Here is a 15,405-nt window from a genome sequence, read left to right on the forward strand (position 1 = left end):
GGGGGGGGGGGGGGGGGGGGGGGGGGGGGGGGGGGGGGGGGTAGGTGTTGGGGTGACTTCAGCGGTAGAAATCGGCTCCGGCTCTTCCTGAGTATCGCGGATTGTTGGGCGCGGCCAGAGCCAAAAGGCGGCCAACAAAGCCACAGCGCCTCCCCCGGCCAAGACCCACTTTAGGCTGCTGCCGGAAGGCTGGAGAACCGTTGGGGGGGCGGCTTGCGGCAGGGGACGGGTAGGGGGAGTATCCGTTCGTGGTGGGACGGGGGGATCCTGAGGGGGAGCAGCCGGAAGCGTGTTGCTGGCCTGGATGACTGTAGAGGGCGTTTCGGCAGTTTCGCCTTCAACTTTGGGGGAGGGATCCGGCGCAGCTTCTGCCGAGGGATCTGAGGGGAGAGGTTCCCGCTCGGCGATGTAATAGGGGATCCCTGCACCTGCAGGCGGGATGGGCTCATCTTCGACAAGATCCAGATCTTCATCGCGGATGTCTTCAAAGGCTCCAGAAGCCGATCCTGTATTGCCGGTGGTTTTGATCGGCGGTCTGGGATCGGAAGAGGGTGGAGCCTCGTTTTGAGCCTTGGCACCGCCGGTGGGAAGAATCACGGTACTGGCCTGGCTGCTGGGGAGTTGAGTGGCCACCGTCAGCTCATAGGCCTGCAGCAGCCGCTCCCCCAGCTCCTGCATCGTCTGCGGGCGTTCGTCCGGGTTTTTCTTCAGGCAATCCATCACCACCGCTGCCAAGGCGGGCGGGATCGGCTGCGGAGTTGTCTCCGGGTTGATCTCAAGGGGGCTTTCGTAGCAATGGGCGTGGATCCAACTGTGCAACGAGTCGGTTTCCAATTGAAAGGGCATGGATCCCGTCAGCATCTCGTAGAGCACCACCCCAAACGAGTAGATATCCGAGCGGGCATCCAGAGACTTGCCCCGTATCTGTTCAGGAGAGGCGTAACGGGCCGTGCCGATAAATCCGCCCCCTTTGTGGGTGCCTAGGCTGAGGGTGTGATCCGCCAGGGTCTTGGCCACGCCGAAGTCGAGGATTTTCAGTTGAGACGTGAGTTGGCCCTCTTGCAAGACTTGCTCGAGAAACAGGTTGCTGGGCTTGATGTCGCGGTGAATCACGCCCCGAATCTCGCGGCCATCTACCTTGGCGCGGAACGTGTGGGCAAAGTGCAGCCCTTCACAAGCCTGCAGGGCCAACCGAATGACTTGCCGAAGCGGCAGAGCCCCTTTTTCCCGCATCAGCTTGCCCAGATCCTGCCCCTTGAGGTACTCCATCACCAGGTAGGCTTGCTCGCCCTCTTGGCCGTGATCCAAAACTTTGACGATGCGGGGATGCTGTCCCAGAAGGATGCTGATGCGGATCTCTTCGGCAAAGCGGCGGCGCAAATCGATCTGGGCGTCGCCCCGGCTCAGCAGCAAGGGCGCGTGCAGGATCTTGACCGCCACCTCTTGGTGGTTGTTGTGTAAGTCCAAGGCGCGAAAGACGGATCCCATGCCGCCACCACCGATTTCTTGAATTAGCCGGTAGCGACCGCCCAAAATGCGATTGGTGAGATCAAAAGACATAGGTTTGCAGGCGCAAGAAAAGGCAGCTCAGGCCAAGATGTCCATACGATAAACCAATTGCTGGAATTCATACCCGCCCATTGCTCAGTCCAACTTCAGGGATCCCAATCTTTGACTCTCTGGAGGCCCAAGCGCTCCGCGCCGCCGGCGCGACCACCTCCAGCCCCTCTCCCAGCCCCCCTCACCCCCAGACCCTCTCCCAAAGGGAGAGGGGAGTTAGGGATAGCGCTTTGCGCCGCCAGCGCGTGCGCGACAGCGTTGCGACAAGCCGTTTTTTATTACCATTTGGAATGACTATTTAGAGATTTTTTTAAGGATCTCCAGTAAATGTGAAAAAAGCGCAAGGGAATGCTGGGGGAAATTCAGCCTTCTGGGCAACCTTCAGCCCAAAGGGGGATGATCGGAAGGGATCCCTGCGCGAGGGCTTATGGACTTGGGCTTGGTGGTGATTGCCTACAAAGAGGGGGATCGGGAGAGCAAGGCCGCCTGTCAACTGTGTGCGGAGCAGTTGCGCCGGCGCGGCGTTACGGTGCTAACAGCCCCCACCGGCTTGCACCACAACCCCTACCCGGTCTTCCTGGAGGCCACTTCCGATCCCATCGACCTAGCTGTGGTACTGGGGGGAGATGGGTCGGTGTTGGCGGCGGCCCGCCACCTGGCCCCCCATGGGATCCCCATTTTGCCCATTCAGTCGGGGGGCAGGCTGGGGTTTTTGGCCCAGTCAGAGCGGGTGCTGCACCAGGATCCCTGGGATCGCATCCAGGCCGGAGACTTCGTCCTGCAAGCCCGGATGATGTTGCAGGCCCAGATTTGGGAGCAAGTGCAACTGGGGCAGGGGGCTATTCCTGGCGAGGGCAAGCGGCAGGGCCGCCCGGTCAGTGACGTGTACTACGCCCTCAACGAAATGTGCCTCAAGCCCATCAACCGGGAACGCCTGCCCGCCGCCATCCTGGAAATCGAAGTCAATGGCGAGATTTTGGATCAGTACCACGGGGATGGTGTGCTGGTGGCTACACCGACGGGATCCACCTCCTACACCCTGGCAGCCAACGGCCCCATTCTGGAGCCCAGCTTTGAGGCCATCATCATCACCCCCATCTGTCCCCTCAGCTTGTCCAGCCGTCCCATCGTCATCGGCGGCACGGCTACGGTGGAGATCTGGCCCCTTGCCGATCCGGAAGGGCTGACCCGCCTCTGGAGCGATGGCGTCTTGGCCCAATCGGTCAACCCCGGCCAGTGGGTACAAATTCAACGGGCTCACCTGCCGGCCAAGCTGCTGATCCTAGAAAAAGACCTCTCCTACTTCCGCACCCTGCGAGAAAAACTGCAGTGGGCCGGCAGCCGCATCTACATCCCCACCACCAACCACCGCCCGGAAGGGGGATAAAGGGATCCTAAAGTTGGGGAGCTAGAGTAGCGGAGTTTGACTCCCCTGGAATCCTCTCCCATGAGCCTCAGACTTTACCTACTCAGACACTTTTCCAGCAGTTCAACCTAAAGCTTTAAAGAGATCCGCGACTCAAGCTTTCCAAACGCTCCCCGACGGATTCCGCTATCAAAATGAGTCTGAGGTTCACTCAATTGGGATAAATTGCAGCAGGGATCCCGTGTGGATGAGATGGGCCGGGGCAGATTTTCCATCCTGGCCGGGATGGGCCAGCAGCACACAGCGATCTTGGGGGGTGAGGTTAAACCCGACAGAGGGATCAGGCTCTCTTTTCAGTTGAGAATTGAGTTGCGGATCCCCGACAAACGTCAGTTGAGCCAAGAGGGCCAATAGGCAATCTAGATGGGCCAAATCCGTTCCGAAAGGAGTCCGCTCCTGCAAGGTGGCCAACGCCACCGGGTGGCCTTCCCGGATGAGATAGGTGAGGATCCCGGCACAGCGCTCTACGGCCCGCTCCAGCTTGTTGCGATGCGCTTCAGGGCCTTCTCCCCGCGGCTGCCAGCGGTTTTCAAAACAGAGGACAATGGCCTGGGAACGGGGACGCTCCAGCTCGCGCACGACCAGTTGATCCCGTTTGGCCGAGATCTTCCAGTGCACCGAGCGCACATCATCTTGGGGACGATAAGGCCGCAAGCTGAGATAGTCCCCCTCCTGGCCCGGCTGAGGGCGCAACCGGCTGCCGCCGCTGAACTGATCCGGCAGCAGCAAACCCTGCACAGGGGCAGGCCGAGGAAACACGATCACCGTCTGCGCATCCTCAATTTCCACTGCCTTGCGGAAGAGTTCAAAGGGAAAGCTGGTGGCAATTTCAAAGCCCTGCAGCCGCCACGCCCCTCGCCGTGAAAAAGTGTGCTGATAGAAGGTATCTAGCTTGGCGCCGGGATCCAAGCGCAAAACGTAGCTGGAAGGCCAATCGGCCCGCCTGAGCCCCTCAATGCGCTCGCTGACCTGTAGGGAAAAACTGGGCAGGCGCCGTTTGCGGTTGACCAGCGTCAGCCCCACCAAGACCGGCTGGCCGGCAAAAATGCGGCTGGGCAACTGCCGGCTCACCTCCAGATCTTTGAGGGTAAGCTCGGAGAGCATGCCGCTGAGGAGAATGAGGCTGAGCAGCATCCCCAGCACCAAGTAAAGGGGATTGTTGCCGGTGTTGAAGGCGGCAATGCTTACCAAGAGGGTGATCCCAACAAACCGCCCCCCGATGCGGGTAAAGCGGAAGCGGCGCAGAAAACGAACCCGCTGCCTTGAGGACAACTGGGGAGGGCGGATCCCCAACTTCCGCGGCCACTGCAACGATTGCAGGAGTTGAAGTGCCGTTTGGCTAAGTTTCAATAACATTTGCCTGCCTCCTCTGCAGCCCTGTACCGCTAATTCTTGCTCCCCAACCCTCCGCGCAAGAATACCCGTATCTTGCAGCGTAAAGGGATCAGGCACTAGGAGCAGGTTTGTTCGGTGAGGATTTGGGCAATGGCCGCAGCCACCCGCTCCTGTTGTTGGAGAGTCAACTCAGGAAAACAGGGCAAGGACAACACTTGAGCAGCACAGAGCTCAGCATTGGGCAGATCCCCAGGTTTGTACCCCAACTTTTTGCGGTACACCGGCTGCAGATGCAGCGGGATGGGGTAGTAAACGCGGCTGGCAATGCCCCGCTCCTGCAACTGCTTTTGCAACCGGTCGCGCCGCCGCGAGTCCGTCGAGTCGGAACCAGGCACCCGCACCGTGTACTGGTGCCACACCGAGTTGCCCCCCACCGCCACCTGGGGCAGGATCAGCCCAGGGATCCCCTGCAACAGGCGGTGATAGGACTCGGCAATCCCCTGCCGCCGCCAGTTCCACTCCCGCAGGTGGGTCAACTTAACCGACAGGATCACGGCTTGCAGCGCGTCGAGGCGGCTGTTGAGGCCGATGTGCTCGTGCTGGTATTGGCGAGTCTGGCCGTGTTCTTTAAGAATGCGAACCTTGCGGGCCAATTGTGGATCCCGGGTCACCACCGCCCCACCATCCCCTGCTGCCCCCAAGTTTTTGGTGGGAAAAAAGCTGAAGCAGCCGATATCTCCCCAGGTTCCCACCGGCCTGCCCCCCCAACAGGCCCCCACCGCCTGGGCGCAATCTTCTATCACGGCCAACCCATGTCGCCGCGCGATGGCCAGAATCTCGGTCATGTTGGCCGCCTGGCCGAACAGATGCACCGGGATCACCGCCTTGGTGCGGGGGGAAATGCTCTTTTCCAGAAGCTGGGGATCCAGGTTAAAAGTGCAGGGATCCACATCCACAAACACCGGCCGTGCCCCCACCAAGTCGATAGCCTCGGCGGAGGCAAAAAAGCTAAAGGCAGTGGTGATCACCTCGTCACCTGCTTGGATCCCAAGGGCGCGCAAGGCCAGCACCAAAGCATCGGTGCCGGAATTGCAGCCAACAGCCTCCAGGTCCCCGCCGCCAAGAAACCGGGAGAATAGCTCCTCAAAACGCCGCACCGCCTCTCCCCCGATGTACTGGCCTGAGGCCAGCAACGCCTCCACCTCGGGCAGAAGGGTTTCAGCCAGAGCGCGGTATTGCAAGGTCAAGTCCAGCAGCGGAATAGGCTCATCCGTCACGGTGCTGCCTTTTGGGAAGGTAGCGGCCACAGCCCATTATCGAGGATGAGAGCTTTCGACACTCCCACCAACTAAAGAAAGCTGGAGAATTCTTACCCAGTCCGTTGCTGGACTCGTAAAGGCGTTGTCAAGCCGCCTCTAGACAGCTCTCACAGCCCTGTCCCGCTAGCGCAAGCAAGGACATAATGCCAAGGCTCTGCTTGGTTTGTCTTGCTTAGCTGCCGGCTAGGTTTTTCACGAAGGTAGGTCAGTATGTACAGTGTAGCAGAGAGAGAAATCAGCGATTAAAATCGCCTATGCCTCTTCCCTGAGGCGGAAAAGCTGATTTTCGGCGTCCACAACGCTCTGGCCCCAAGTGATTCTTCCCTTATCTTCGCTACAAGTGGACTGCTGGGATCCCAGCCCACTCCGAATCTATCCCAATCTGAGATAGAGTAAACGCGGTACGTCCCTGGCCAGGGATTCCCTAGGTCGGCTACAGCTATCGACAGGATGTTCTATGCAGGTTGCTTCTCAAGCAGTTCTCGGCAAAGCCCCTTTGGCCCCCCGAATTCTAGCTTTGGTGCCGGGAGGGATTGGCGACCAAATTCTTTTTTTTCCCACCCTGGCAAGTTTGCGGCAGCGCTTTCCAGAAGCGGAGCTAGAGGTGTTGGTGGAGCCGCGGGCGGCAGCTGCCTACGAGGTTTGTCCCTCGGTGAATCGGGTGCTAACCTTTCCGTTTAAAGAGCAGCTCTCGTTGGGAGATATCAGCGATCTGCTGGGGCGAATCCGGGAACGGCAGTACGATGCGGTGCTGAGCCTGGGCAGAAGCTTAGGGGTCAAGCTGCTGCTTTGGCTAACTGGGATCCCGAAGCGGGTTGGCTATGCTCCACCAGGGCCTGGGCGACCTTGGCTGACCGACCCGGTGCCCCTGAAGCCGGCCCAATATGCAGCGAGCATGTATCACGACCTGCTGCAGGGGTTTGGCATCACTGCGACGGCAGGCCTGCCTCAGGTTCGCCTAAAGAAGACGGACCTGGAGTGGGCCGAGCAGGAACGCAAGCGCCTGCTGGGGGATGCTGCCCAAGATTACGTGCTGTTACATCCCGGCGCCAGCCAACTGTCCCAGGAGAAGGGAATTCAGAAAATCTACCCCCCCGCCAGCTGGGTCAAGGTCATCAAGGGCTTCCGGGAAAAGCGGCCGGAGCTGCCGCTGGTGCTGCTGCTGGGGCCAGAAGATGAGCAGCTGGCGGAGGGCTTTCTGTCGCAACTGCCGGATCTGCCGGTGAGCCGCCCTCCCCACCTGGGCCAACTGGCGGCCTTGATTGCTGGCTCCACCCTGCTGTTGTGTACCGACAGCGCCCCCATGCACCTAGCAGTAGCCACCCAAACTCCCCTGGTGGCTGTGTTTGGCCCCACTGAGCCGGAGCGGCTGCTGCCTTCCGAAGGGCCGTTCCGCGCCGTTAAGGCTGCCAACGGGGTGATCGACTCGATTGCTCCTGAGCAAATCCTGCAAGTGATCTTCCCCGGCTAGCGGCAGAAGACTTTCCCCAAGACCAGCCCAAAAGGTTATGGGATCCTGCAGCCACTTCGGACAAGTTTGAAACCATTCCCTCACCCCAACTCCTCTCCCAGGACACTGCGCTCCTCGCCCCAGGGAGAGCTTGTCCCGCTATACCGGCTGTCCCAGCCTGGAAAGGGAGTAGCACAGTTTTCTCCTTCTCCCTCTAGGAAAAAGGCCGGGAATGAGGAGCTTGTTTGGCCATGCGGACGAAGGGACTTGAACCCTTACGCCTTGCGGCACTAGATCCTAAGTCTAGCGCGTCTGCCATTCCGCCACGTCCGCAAAAGCTGGCCCCGTAGGCCGGTTGTCAGCCGACTCGGATCCCGCTCAATTATGCTAACCCAAGCCGGCTCTGGCTAACCCGGCAACTGGGCAACGGCGACCTTCAGCTCCTCTGTGGCGTCCAAAACCACCCAGCCTTGCCCCCCTGCCCGCTTCCACAGCTCAAAGTGCAGGTGTGGCCCGGTTACCGCCCCGGTTGCCCCCACATAGCCGATCACGGATCCCTGTTCCACCACTTCCCCGGCTCTTACCGCGACTTCGGACATGTGGCCGTAGCGGGTGCGCCGACTGCCGCCATGGTCCAGCACAACCGTAATTCCCAGGCCTCCCAAGGATCCCGCGCTCACCACCTTGCCGCTCAACGCAGCCAGGATTGGCGTGCCCAGGCTGGCCCCCAGATCCACGCCGGCATGGAACTCTGGCTGGCCGCGGATGGGGTGAATTCGCATGCCAAACCCAGAGGTAATCGGCACGGGGTGGGGCAAAGGATAGAGCAACTGTTCTTCACCTGTCGCCAATTCGGGCAATGCCGGCGCTGGCGGCTTAGGCGTTTGGGGTTGGCTGGGATCCTCAATACGAATCTCTTCGCCTGGCATGAGGATGATGCGGCGACCGGAGCTGCGCTCCATCAGCACCACCGGCACCCCACTTTCCGGCTGAGCATCGACGGCCAAGTTCTGGGTTGCTGGCGGCTCCATAATAATTTCCCGCCCCACCACCGTCTCTGCGCGGGTTTCTGCCTCCAGGGTTGGAGAGCTGCCAGGTTTGGACGCCAAGCCTGGAGACTCTGGGCTGCCCGCCGGCAGGGGAATGGCACCATCCAACAGCAGGGCTTCTGCTCCAGGGGTGTCCAGAGCCGGGCCTATTGAGGGAGGAGGGGGCAGAGGATGGAGTTGCGTCTGCGCCAGCAGAGCGGTGGAAGAGAAGCAGAGCAGCAGGCCCAGTCCCAACCCTAAGCCCAGGCCCAGCCGCCGCAGCAGCCGCGCCCTTCTCGCCAACCGGCTGCCTGGCCGGGAGAGAAGACGCAGCCAAAAAGACTTTGCCGACATGCGCAAGGGATCCAACACGGGTCACTCAGGAGGAAACGAAGGGCCACTGGCAAGAGACGCTTGATAGCTCAGGCGCACCTGGTCGGGAGAAAGGACGAGGATCTGTCCTCCTGGAGTTTGTACCCGCAGCCTGCCATCCTCGGCAAGGCCCAAAACCGTAGCCGACGCCTCACCAGGGAGCCATTGGACTTGCGGCTTCACCGTCCAGGCTTCGTACCTGGAGCGCACAGGGGCAAACCCCTCCTGCAGCCAGATCTGAAACCCGCGCTCCATCCCCTGCAAAACCCAGGCGGCAACTGCGGTGCTGTCCTGCCGGGATCCCAGAATTTCTGCCAAGGCAATCCCGCCAGCGGGCACGGGATTGTTGACATTGACCCCAACGCCGGCCACCAGCCCCAGCAGTTGCCCTCTCTCCCCAAAGCGGCTCTGCACCAAGAGGCCACCCAGCTTGCGCAGAGAACCCGGACACTGCTCATCCACCACCACCAGGTCGTTGGGCCATTTCAGCCGCAGCGGGATCCCCAGTTTCTGTCGTAGGCTATCCACAACACCCCAGGCCAGCGTCAGGGTCAACTCCAGCAGCGAATGCCGCAGAGGCGGGGATCCCAGCCAGACCGACAGATACAGCCCCCCCGGCTCCGAGTGCCACACCCGCCCGTGCTGGCCCTGTCCTGCCCGTTGGCGGGTGCTGACCAAAACCGTGCCCGGCGGCAGGGGCTGAGGAAACTGGCGCCCCCACTGCAAAAGCAGCCGGTTGGTGGAGTCGGTTGTCACCACCTGCAAGAGGTGGTGGCCCCATGCCCCCTGGCCCACCAGGGATCCCAGCCGCGAGGGGGAGAGCATGGCTAAGTCCCCCCAGCCCTAGCTCAACACGATATCTTCTGCCGGGCGTTGGGCCAACCGCTTCAGATTTTGATAGCGCAACATGTCCAGCAGGTCGTTGCCGGAGCGCCCCTCCAGACGGGCCTCCACGTGCAGCGCCTGCCCCAGCGCCTCCACCGCCTGCAGCCGTGGGATCCCGCGCAACACCAGGCGATCCACGGCGTAGGCATCGGCAGCCAGAAGACGGCGGTCGTTGGTCTGGTCGCGGCGCAACTGCCAAAGCGCCAAGCCGCTCAACCCTCCCGAAACCGTCGCCCCCACCGGGTCTTGCTGCACGACCTCGAAGATCAGGCTCAGCCCTCCCAGAGCCGCTATGGCCAGGTAAAAGTCGATCTGCCGCGAGGCTGCCCGGCTGTAGTAGCCCACCTTGTGGAGAAACAGCCCTGCCCGCTGCAGAGGAGTGAACTGTCGCCACTCGTAGGGTTTGATGAACAGCCGCATCTGCCGTTCCCAGGGCATCTGTCGGCGGCCCTTGATCACCACCGTCTGCCGCTCCGAGGCCGGCAAGATCTTCACGCTCTCCCGCATGCTGGCGGGCAGCAGATCCAGCAGGCGATCGATCTCAGCCTGGTCGAGAACGTAGTTGTCGTAGCTGTAGTACTCCGAGTTCATGCCGGGCCTACTCCTGAGCTTAATCCCATCGCCTGACGCATCTCTCGCACTGCCCGCTCCAATCCCACCAGCACCGCTCGACTGATGATGCTATGGCCGATGTTCAGCTCTTCCATGCCAGGGATCCGGGCCACCGGGCCGACGTTCCAGTAGGTGAGGCCGTGTCCGGCGTTCACCCGCAAGCCCAGTTGAATCGCCTGTTGGCTGGCCTGCCGCAGTTGGGCCAACTCCGCCTCTTGCTGCGCCTCCGAGGATGCCTCCGCATAGCGTCCCGTGTGCAGTTCCACCCAGCGGGCCCCCACCTGGGCAGCGGCGGCAATTTGGATGGGATCGGGATCGACAAACAAGCTGACGGGAATGCCGGATCCCTGCAGTTGGCTTACCACCTCGCTAAGACGCGACACCTGCCCGGCCACATCCAGACCGCCCTCGGTGGTGACCTCTTCTCGCCGCTCGGGCACTAGGGTGACATAATCGGGCTTGATCTCCAGGGCGATGGCCACCATCTCGTCGGTGGCGGCCATCTCCAAGTTGAGGTGGGTGCGCACCGTCTGGCGCAGTAGCCGCACATCCCGCTCCTGGATATGGCGGCGATCCTCGCGCAAATGCACCGTGATCCCATCTGCCCCTGCCAACTCGGCGATCACCGCCGCGGCCACCGGATCCGGCTCTACGGTGCGGCGAGCCTGGCGCAGGGTGGCGACGTGGTCGATGTTAACTCCCAGACTTAACAAGGCTCAACTTCTTTCACTGTAGCTGGTGATGAATGCTCCTAGTATTACATTATTCATTACTTGTGCCGGTCAGACGAGTCAGGGTATTGCGGGGCGCAGAGCTAAGGGGCACAGGCTTTATGATCGAGAACGACACCTCGCCCCTCCGGGATCCACTGCGGGCTTGCCATGACCAATCCAGATACCTCTTTGGCGGTGGGACAACACTCCATTGTTGACCGGGCGCGGGTGCCGGTCCTGATTGCCCAATACCTGCCGGTAGAAATCTGCATCTACTACCAGGTTGTGCCCCTCGCTCTGGACACCGACAGCTTGATCTTGGGCATGGTGGATCCCCAGGATTTGGCGGCGTTGGACTACGTGAGCAAGATGCTCGCCTATTCCCAGATCTCCGTTGAGCCGATCCCGATTACTTTTGAGCAGCAGCAGGATTTAATTGCCTACTACTTCAGCCATCCGCCGAGCCCGGCAGAGGTGGAGCAGCTACGCCTCCAGGCCCAAGCCAGCCGCGTCACCCGGGAAGTTCCTGCTCCCGTGGCCGAGCCGCCCAGCCGACTGACCCCCACCCAGCCGCTGCCGGCACGGCCAACTGCTCCGCCCCTTCCTGTTGACGAATCGGAAGAGACGGCGCAGCAGTTGCTGAACTCGATGCTGCGGCGAGCTTTGGAGGAGAAAGCGGAGCAAATTTTTGTTGAACCCCAGGAGGGGTTGGTGTGTCGGGTGCGCTACCGCCAGCAGGGGATTTTGCGGGATCTATTTAAGGATCTCTCGGAGTCGATACGGGCAAAGTTGATCGCCGCCATGAAGCGGATGATGGCCCTGGATGCAGGGCTGATCGGGGAGCCCCAGCAGGCGGAAGCAGAGCGGATGTATCGGGGGGAGCCGCTGGTGCTGCAATTGCGCATCATTCCCCAGCGCTCCAAGAGTGGCCAGGTTTCCTCCTCCAGGGAAGGCGCCATCCTCAGCATTCTGCGAGGGGAGACCCTCCACAAGTATCAGCAAGGCCAAAACCGCCTCCGCGTCTCCGAGACTGTGGCTTTGGCCCAGCAGGCCCATCAACTGCTGCAACAACTGCAAGCTGCCCTCAGCACCACAATCGAGAAGCTGAAGCAATACCCCACCCCCCCCGGCAGCGACTGGCCCCTGATGACAGAAATGCTGGCGGCCATTCAGGCCCAAGCCCAGATGATCGCCATCCGCCAGCAGGACTGGGAAAAACTCAATTCCGGCAGTTGATCTCCTATGGGCATTTGGATACAGGCCGGGCCACTGCTCTCCTGCCCCAATCCCTGCCCGTAGGAATCCAGAAGCCTCTCCTCCTCGCTCCAGGCGTCCCATTCCCACGACAACCTGAGCGGCTTCTTCCTAGCGGGATCCCTCCCGCAACAGCACCAAAATCACCCCGGCAATAATGCTGATGGTGGCCCCGGCAATCAGGCTGGTGGCCAGACGTTCCAGCCGTTCTCCAATGGTTTGGGCGGTGTCGAACTTAAAAGTGAGCTTTTCGACGTCACCCGAGAGCTTCTCGACCCGCTCCGAGAGCTTTTGGGTATCTCCTGAGAGCCGATCGATCCGATCCAGAATCTCCCCTTGTTGTTGGGTGAGGCGAGCTATTGCTTGGCTGTTGGTTTCAACCAGCCGCTCGACCCGCTCTAGGCGCTCTTCTGTCGAAATCGTCATGGGGCTTGGAAGTCACGAGCAGGGTATCTCCGCCTATCGATCCTAGGCTACTCCCGGCCTTTTGTCTCTCTAGCGTCGGCTTGACCGGACAGCCTCTGCTCCTACTGCCTCGGTTGAGTGCGATAATCTGGAGATCGTGCAGTCTTGTGCGCTAGCCGCCATGTCGTCAAAAGATCCGACGTCTTTGCCCCAGCCCAAGCTGCCGCCAGGAGAAACCTCCGCTGGCTCCAGATCCCGCGCTTGGTGGCAGGCTCAGCGGGAGAACTTGCTGACAGTGGTGCTGGCGCTGCTGTTGGCCTTCGGCATTCGCACCTTTGTGGCGGAAGCACGTTGGATCCCCTCCGATTCGATGCTGCCCACCCTAGAAGAAGGAGATCGGCTGGTGGTGGAAAAGATCAGCTACCGCTTCAGCTCCCCCAGACGGGGCGACATCATCGTCTTCTACCCGCCTGCCAAGCTGAACTTCGACGGTGCCTACATCAAGCGGGTGATCGGCCTGCCGGGGGATCGCATCCGCATTGCCGATGGCAAGGTGATCGTCAACGGCATCCCGCTCCAGGAGGACTATATCTACGCTCCCCCCAATTACTCCTGTCCGGGCGAGCGCTGCCCCGGCGTGCCCAACCAGGGATCCGAATTTCTCGTCCCCCCCGGCTCCTATTTTGTGATGGGGGACAACCGCAACGACAGCCAAGACTCCCATGTGTGGGGATTTTTGCCGGAAGAGAACATCATCGGCAACACCATCTTCCGCTTTTGGCCCCCCAATCGCCTGCACTTTTTCACCCCGCCAGAGTATCCGGAGCTCTCTTCTGAAGGGGCGCAGGCCTCGGGGAGTCGAACCTAAACCTGGGAAAACCTCTCAGCGGGCCCGCTCCAGCACATAGTCCACCATCTGAAACAAAGCTCGGCGGGCTACCGAATCGGGGAGAACTTCCAACGCCTCAGCAGCCCGACGGGCATAGTCTCGCGCCAACTCGCGGGAGCGCGGGATCCCATTGCTCTGGTAAACCCACTCCAGGGCCTGCTGGAGATCCTGGGGTTCGGCCAGCTCTCGGAGGATCAGCTCTCGCATCTGGGGAAACTCCTCCAGGGCGAACAAAACCGGTGCCGTCAAGTTGCCCTGGATGAGGTCAGATCCCACCGGCTTACCGAGCATCTCTGCCGAAGCGGTGAAATCCAGCAGGTCGTCCACGATTTGGAAGGCAATGCCCAGGTCGCGGCCAAAGTCGAAGAGGCGATCGGCCACCTCAGGACTGACCCCGCTCAGCAGCCCGGCGGCCTTAGAACTGCCGGATATGAGGGAGGCGGTTTTGTAGAAGCTCTTGGCCAGGTACTCTTCCAAGGACACATCCGGGTCGAAGCGGGTGAGGCTCTGGCGCACCTCGCCCTCCGGCAGATCCATGATCACCTTGGACAGGAGCTTCACCACTTCCAGATTGTCCAGGTTAGCCAAATACCAGGCAGCTTGGCCGAAGAGGTAGTCCCCCGCCAGCACCGCTACGCGGTTGTCGAAAAGGGTATTTACTGTGTCGATGCCCCGCCGCACATCGGCAGTGTCGATGACATCGTCGTGCACCAAGCTGGCCGTGTGGATCATCTCGGTAATTTCCGCCAGGCGCCAATGCTGCGGGGTAATCTCCCCATCCGGCGTAGTAGCCCGCGCAATCAACAGCACAATCGCCGGTCGGATCCCTTTCCCCCCCGCCGAAAACAGATGTTCGGCAGCCATGGCCAGAATTGGGTGTTTGGCGCTAACCAGCCGCGACAGGTTCTGGCGTAAACGCTCCAGATCCGCTTCTACAGGGCCAAAGGGGGAGAGCACAGAGGTCATGGAGCCAAAGTATGAGAGGTTTTACAAAATTTCATATCTCCCCTTATTGTAGAGCACCCCAACGTTCTCGGGGAAAAGCGAGCGGTATCATGCAAAGAGTCCTCTGCTTTTTTATGTCGGATCCCGTTCCCCCAGTGCCAACCGGCTCTGTCCCCCCCCTCCCTGCAGAACCCGATTGGGAGGAGGAGTGGGAGCTTGCACTGGAGCGGCCACCTCTATCGGGGCGAGCCCAGCCTCACCACCATGACCCGCAGTCGCGGCGCAAGCTGATCCATCGTCTGGCTCGCATCGAGGGGCATGTGCGCGGGATCCGCTCCATGATCGAGCAGGATCAGCCCTGTCCGGATGTGCTGCTGCAGATTGCCGCTGTCAAGGGGGCACTGGATCGGGTGGCGCGCCTTATTCTTGACGATCACATCCGTCACTGCATCCGCCACGCCATCGAAAGTGGCAACATCGAGGTGGAACTGGAAGAGCTGCAGCGGGCCCTGGATCGCTACATCAGCTAGTGGATACAAGCCTTTCCCATGGGGGTGGGCTGGGCTTTGCTCAAGCCAAGGCTAGCTGTTGCCGTCGGCAGCGTAGCGCTCCAGCAGAGCGGCGCTTTTCAGTTGCCATTGCAGGCCCATGAAGGCCCAGTCCAAGAACTCGTTGATCTCCTCCTGGCTGAACTGCATGGCTTTGCCGATCTCGAAAATCAGGGCCTCTTCTTTTTCCGCCAGCTCGTTGTTGACCACCGCCATCGCCGCCAAATCTCTCAGGATCAAGGCTCCGGCTGCATTGTGTAGAGGAGGGATCCGGCTGAGGTCTAGGGTTGCGCCTGTCTCGTCGGCCAGATAGCTTTGGGCCACCTGTTTTTCGACGCCCATCCCTTCTGCAATTTGCAGGAAAAAGTTGCTCTCCTCTTCGTCCAACTGGCCGTCCACGCGGGCCACCGCGATCAAGGCTTTGAGGTAGAGCTGGCGCTGCTCATCTGTCAAGTCGGCGTAGTTGACCATAGGGGTTGCTGCTGAGCTTGGGTTTCCTCTTCAACTTTGCCACGAAGATGCCACCTGGTGTCGATTCGACCCTTTTTCAGCCGAGGAAAAATCGATTACAATAGAGGGCCTGTGTCATAGCTAGCCGCCAAGACTTCCGCTGGGATGTGGGAAGGGGCGGCAACTTGGCTTGCTTCATCTTTTTTTCTCTTGG

Annotated in this window: 15 protein-coding genes and 1 tRNA gene; 5 read left to right on the forward strand and 11 right to left on the reverse strand. The window is 60.8% G+C overall.

All coding sequences use genetic code 11. From position 1 onward, the window contains the following. Window positions 1–1,560, reverse strand: a 1,560-nt coding sequence (locus NW848_RS14590; RefSeq protein WP_414511346.1) for a serine/threonine protein kinase, incomplete at its 3' end; no start/stop codon positions are given. A gap of 427 nt (window positions 1,561–1,987) precedes the next feature. On the opposite strand from NW848_RS14590, the gene NW848_RS14595 reads away from it, so the two are divergent. Continuing rightward, on the forward strand, window positions 1,988–2,947 hold the full coding sequence (locus tag NW848_RS14595) for an NAD(+) kinase (RefSeq protein ID WP_011431074.1): 960 nt from the start codon (window positions 1,988–1,990) through the stop codon (window positions 2,945–2,947). A 186-nt stretch (window positions 2,948–3,133) separates the two neighbouring features. Here the strand turns inward: NW848_RS14595 and NW848_RS14600 are convergent, their stop codons facing one another. Both NW848_RS14600 and NW848_RS14605 read right to left on the reverse strand, forming a co-directional pair. Beyond that, window positions 3,134–4,342 (reverse strand): DUF58 domain-containing protein, encoded by a 1,209-nt coding sequence (locus NW848_RS14600; RefSeq protein WP_099812889.1) that lies wholly within the window; start codon window positions 4,340–4,342, stop codon window positions 3,134–3,136. 95 nt (window positions 4,343–4,437) lie between these two features. Further along, complete coding sequence (locus NW848_RS14605; protein ID WP_011431076.1) at window positions 4,438–5,598, reverse strand: DegT/DnrJ/EryC1/StrS family aminotransferase; 1,161 nt, start codon at window positions 5,596–5,598, stop codon at window positions 4,438–4,440. A gap of 499 nt (window positions 5,599–6,097) precedes the next feature. Between NW848_RS14605 and NW848_RS14610 the strand changes: the two genes are divergently transcribed. Next, a complete protein-coding gene (locus NW848_RS14610; protein ID WP_049749781.1) occupies window positions 6,098–7,111 on the forward strand; it encodes a glycosyltransferase family 9 protein in 1,014 nt (337 codons plus the stop codon). A 231-nt stretch (window positions 7,112–7,342) separates the two neighbouring features. On the opposite strand, the gene NW848_RS14615 is transcribed toward NW848_RS14610, so the two are convergent. From NW848_RS14615 to NW848_RS14635, 5 genes are all read right to left on the reverse strand, one after another. Then, window positions 7,343–7,423 (reverse strand) — tRNA-Leu (locus NW848_RS14615). 74 nt (window positions 7,424–7,497) lie between these two features. Further along, window positions 7,498–8,472: a M23 family metallopeptidase gene (locus NW848_RS14620; protein WP_099812888.1), complete on the reverse strand. Its 975-nt coding sequence runs from the start codon at window positions 8,470–8,472 to the stop codon at window positions 7,498–7,500. A gap of 21 nt (window positions 8,473–8,493) precedes the next feature. Further along, window positions 8,494–9,315, reverse strand: a complete 822-nt coding sequence (locus tag NW848_RS14625) for a biotin--[acetyl-CoA-carboxylase] ligase (protein ID WP_099812887.1) — start codon at window positions 9,313–9,315, stop codon at window positions 8,494–8,496. Window positions 9,316–9,333: 18 nt separating this feature from the next. Then, window positions 9,334–9,966, reverse strand: a complete 633-nt coding sequence (locus tag NW848_RS14630; protein ID WP_011431080.1) for a DUF3318 domain-containing protein — start codon at window positions 9,964–9,966, stop codon at window positions 9,334–9,336. Beyond that, on the reverse strand, window positions 9,963–10,700 hold the full coding sequence (locus NW848_RS14635; RefSeq protein ID WP_011431081.1) for a pyridoxine 5'-phosphate synthase: 738 nt from the start codon (window positions 10,698–10,700) through the stop codon (window positions 9,963–9,965). Before NW848_RS14635 ends, NW848_RS14630 begins: the two co-directional genes overlap by 4 nt. Before the next feature lie 168 nt (window positions 10,701–10,868). Between NW848_RS14635 and NW848_RS14640 the strand changes: the two genes are divergently transcribed. Beyond that, window positions 10,869–11,936: a general secretion pathway protein gene (locus tag NW848_RS14640; RefSeq protein WP_011431082.1), complete on the forward strand. Its 1,068-nt coding sequence runs from the start codon at window positions 10,869–10,871 to the stop codon at window positions 11,934–11,936. A 129-nt stretch (window positions 11,937–12,065) separates the two neighbouring features. On the opposite strand, the gene NW848_RS14645 is transcribed toward NW848_RS14640, so the two are convergent. Further along, window positions 12,066–12,380 (reverse strand): hypothetical protein, encoded by a 315-nt coding sequence (locus NW848_RS14645; protein WP_011431083.1) that lies wholly within the window; start codon window positions 12,378–12,380, stop codon window positions 12,066–12,068. Window positions 12,381–12,540: 160 nt separating this feature from the next. Here NW848_RS14645 and lepB point away from each other — a divergent pair, with 160 nt between their 5' ends. Further along, window positions 12,541–13,227, forward strand: coding sequence for a signal peptidase I (gene lepB, locus NW848_RS14650; protein WP_011431084.1), 687 nt, complete (start codon window positions 12,541–12,543; stop codon window positions 13,225–13,227). A 15-nt stretch (window positions 13,228–13,242) separates the two neighbouring features. On the opposite strand, the gene sds is transcribed toward lepB, so the two are convergent. Next, on the reverse strand, window positions 13,243–14,214 hold the full coding sequence (gene sds, locus NW848_RS14655) for a solanesyl diphosphate synthase (protein WP_011431085.1): 972 nt from the start codon (window positions 14,212–14,214) through the stop codon (window positions 13,243–13,245). An 89-nt stretch (window positions 14,215–14,303) separates the two neighbouring features. Between sds and NW848_RS14660 the strand changes: the two genes are divergently transcribed. Continuing rightward, window positions 14,304–14,723, forward strand: a complete 420-nt coding sequence (locus tag NW848_RS14660; protein ID WP_414402493.1) for a metal-sensing transcriptional repressor — start codon at window positions 14,304–14,306, stop codon at window positions 14,721–14,723. A 51-nt stretch (window positions 14,724–14,774) separates the two neighbouring features. Here NW848_RS14660 and NW848_RS14665 read toward each other — a convergent pair whose 3' ends face one another. Continuing rightward, window positions 14,775–15,212, reverse strand: a complete 438-nt coding sequence (locus NW848_RS14665; RefSeq protein WP_414346108.1) for a TerB family tellurite resistance protein — start codon at window positions 15,210–15,212, stop codon at window positions 14,775–14,777. Window positions 15,213–15,405 lie beyond the last annotated feature (193 nt).

Source organism: Synechococcus sp. RC10A2 (assembly GCF_047502605.1).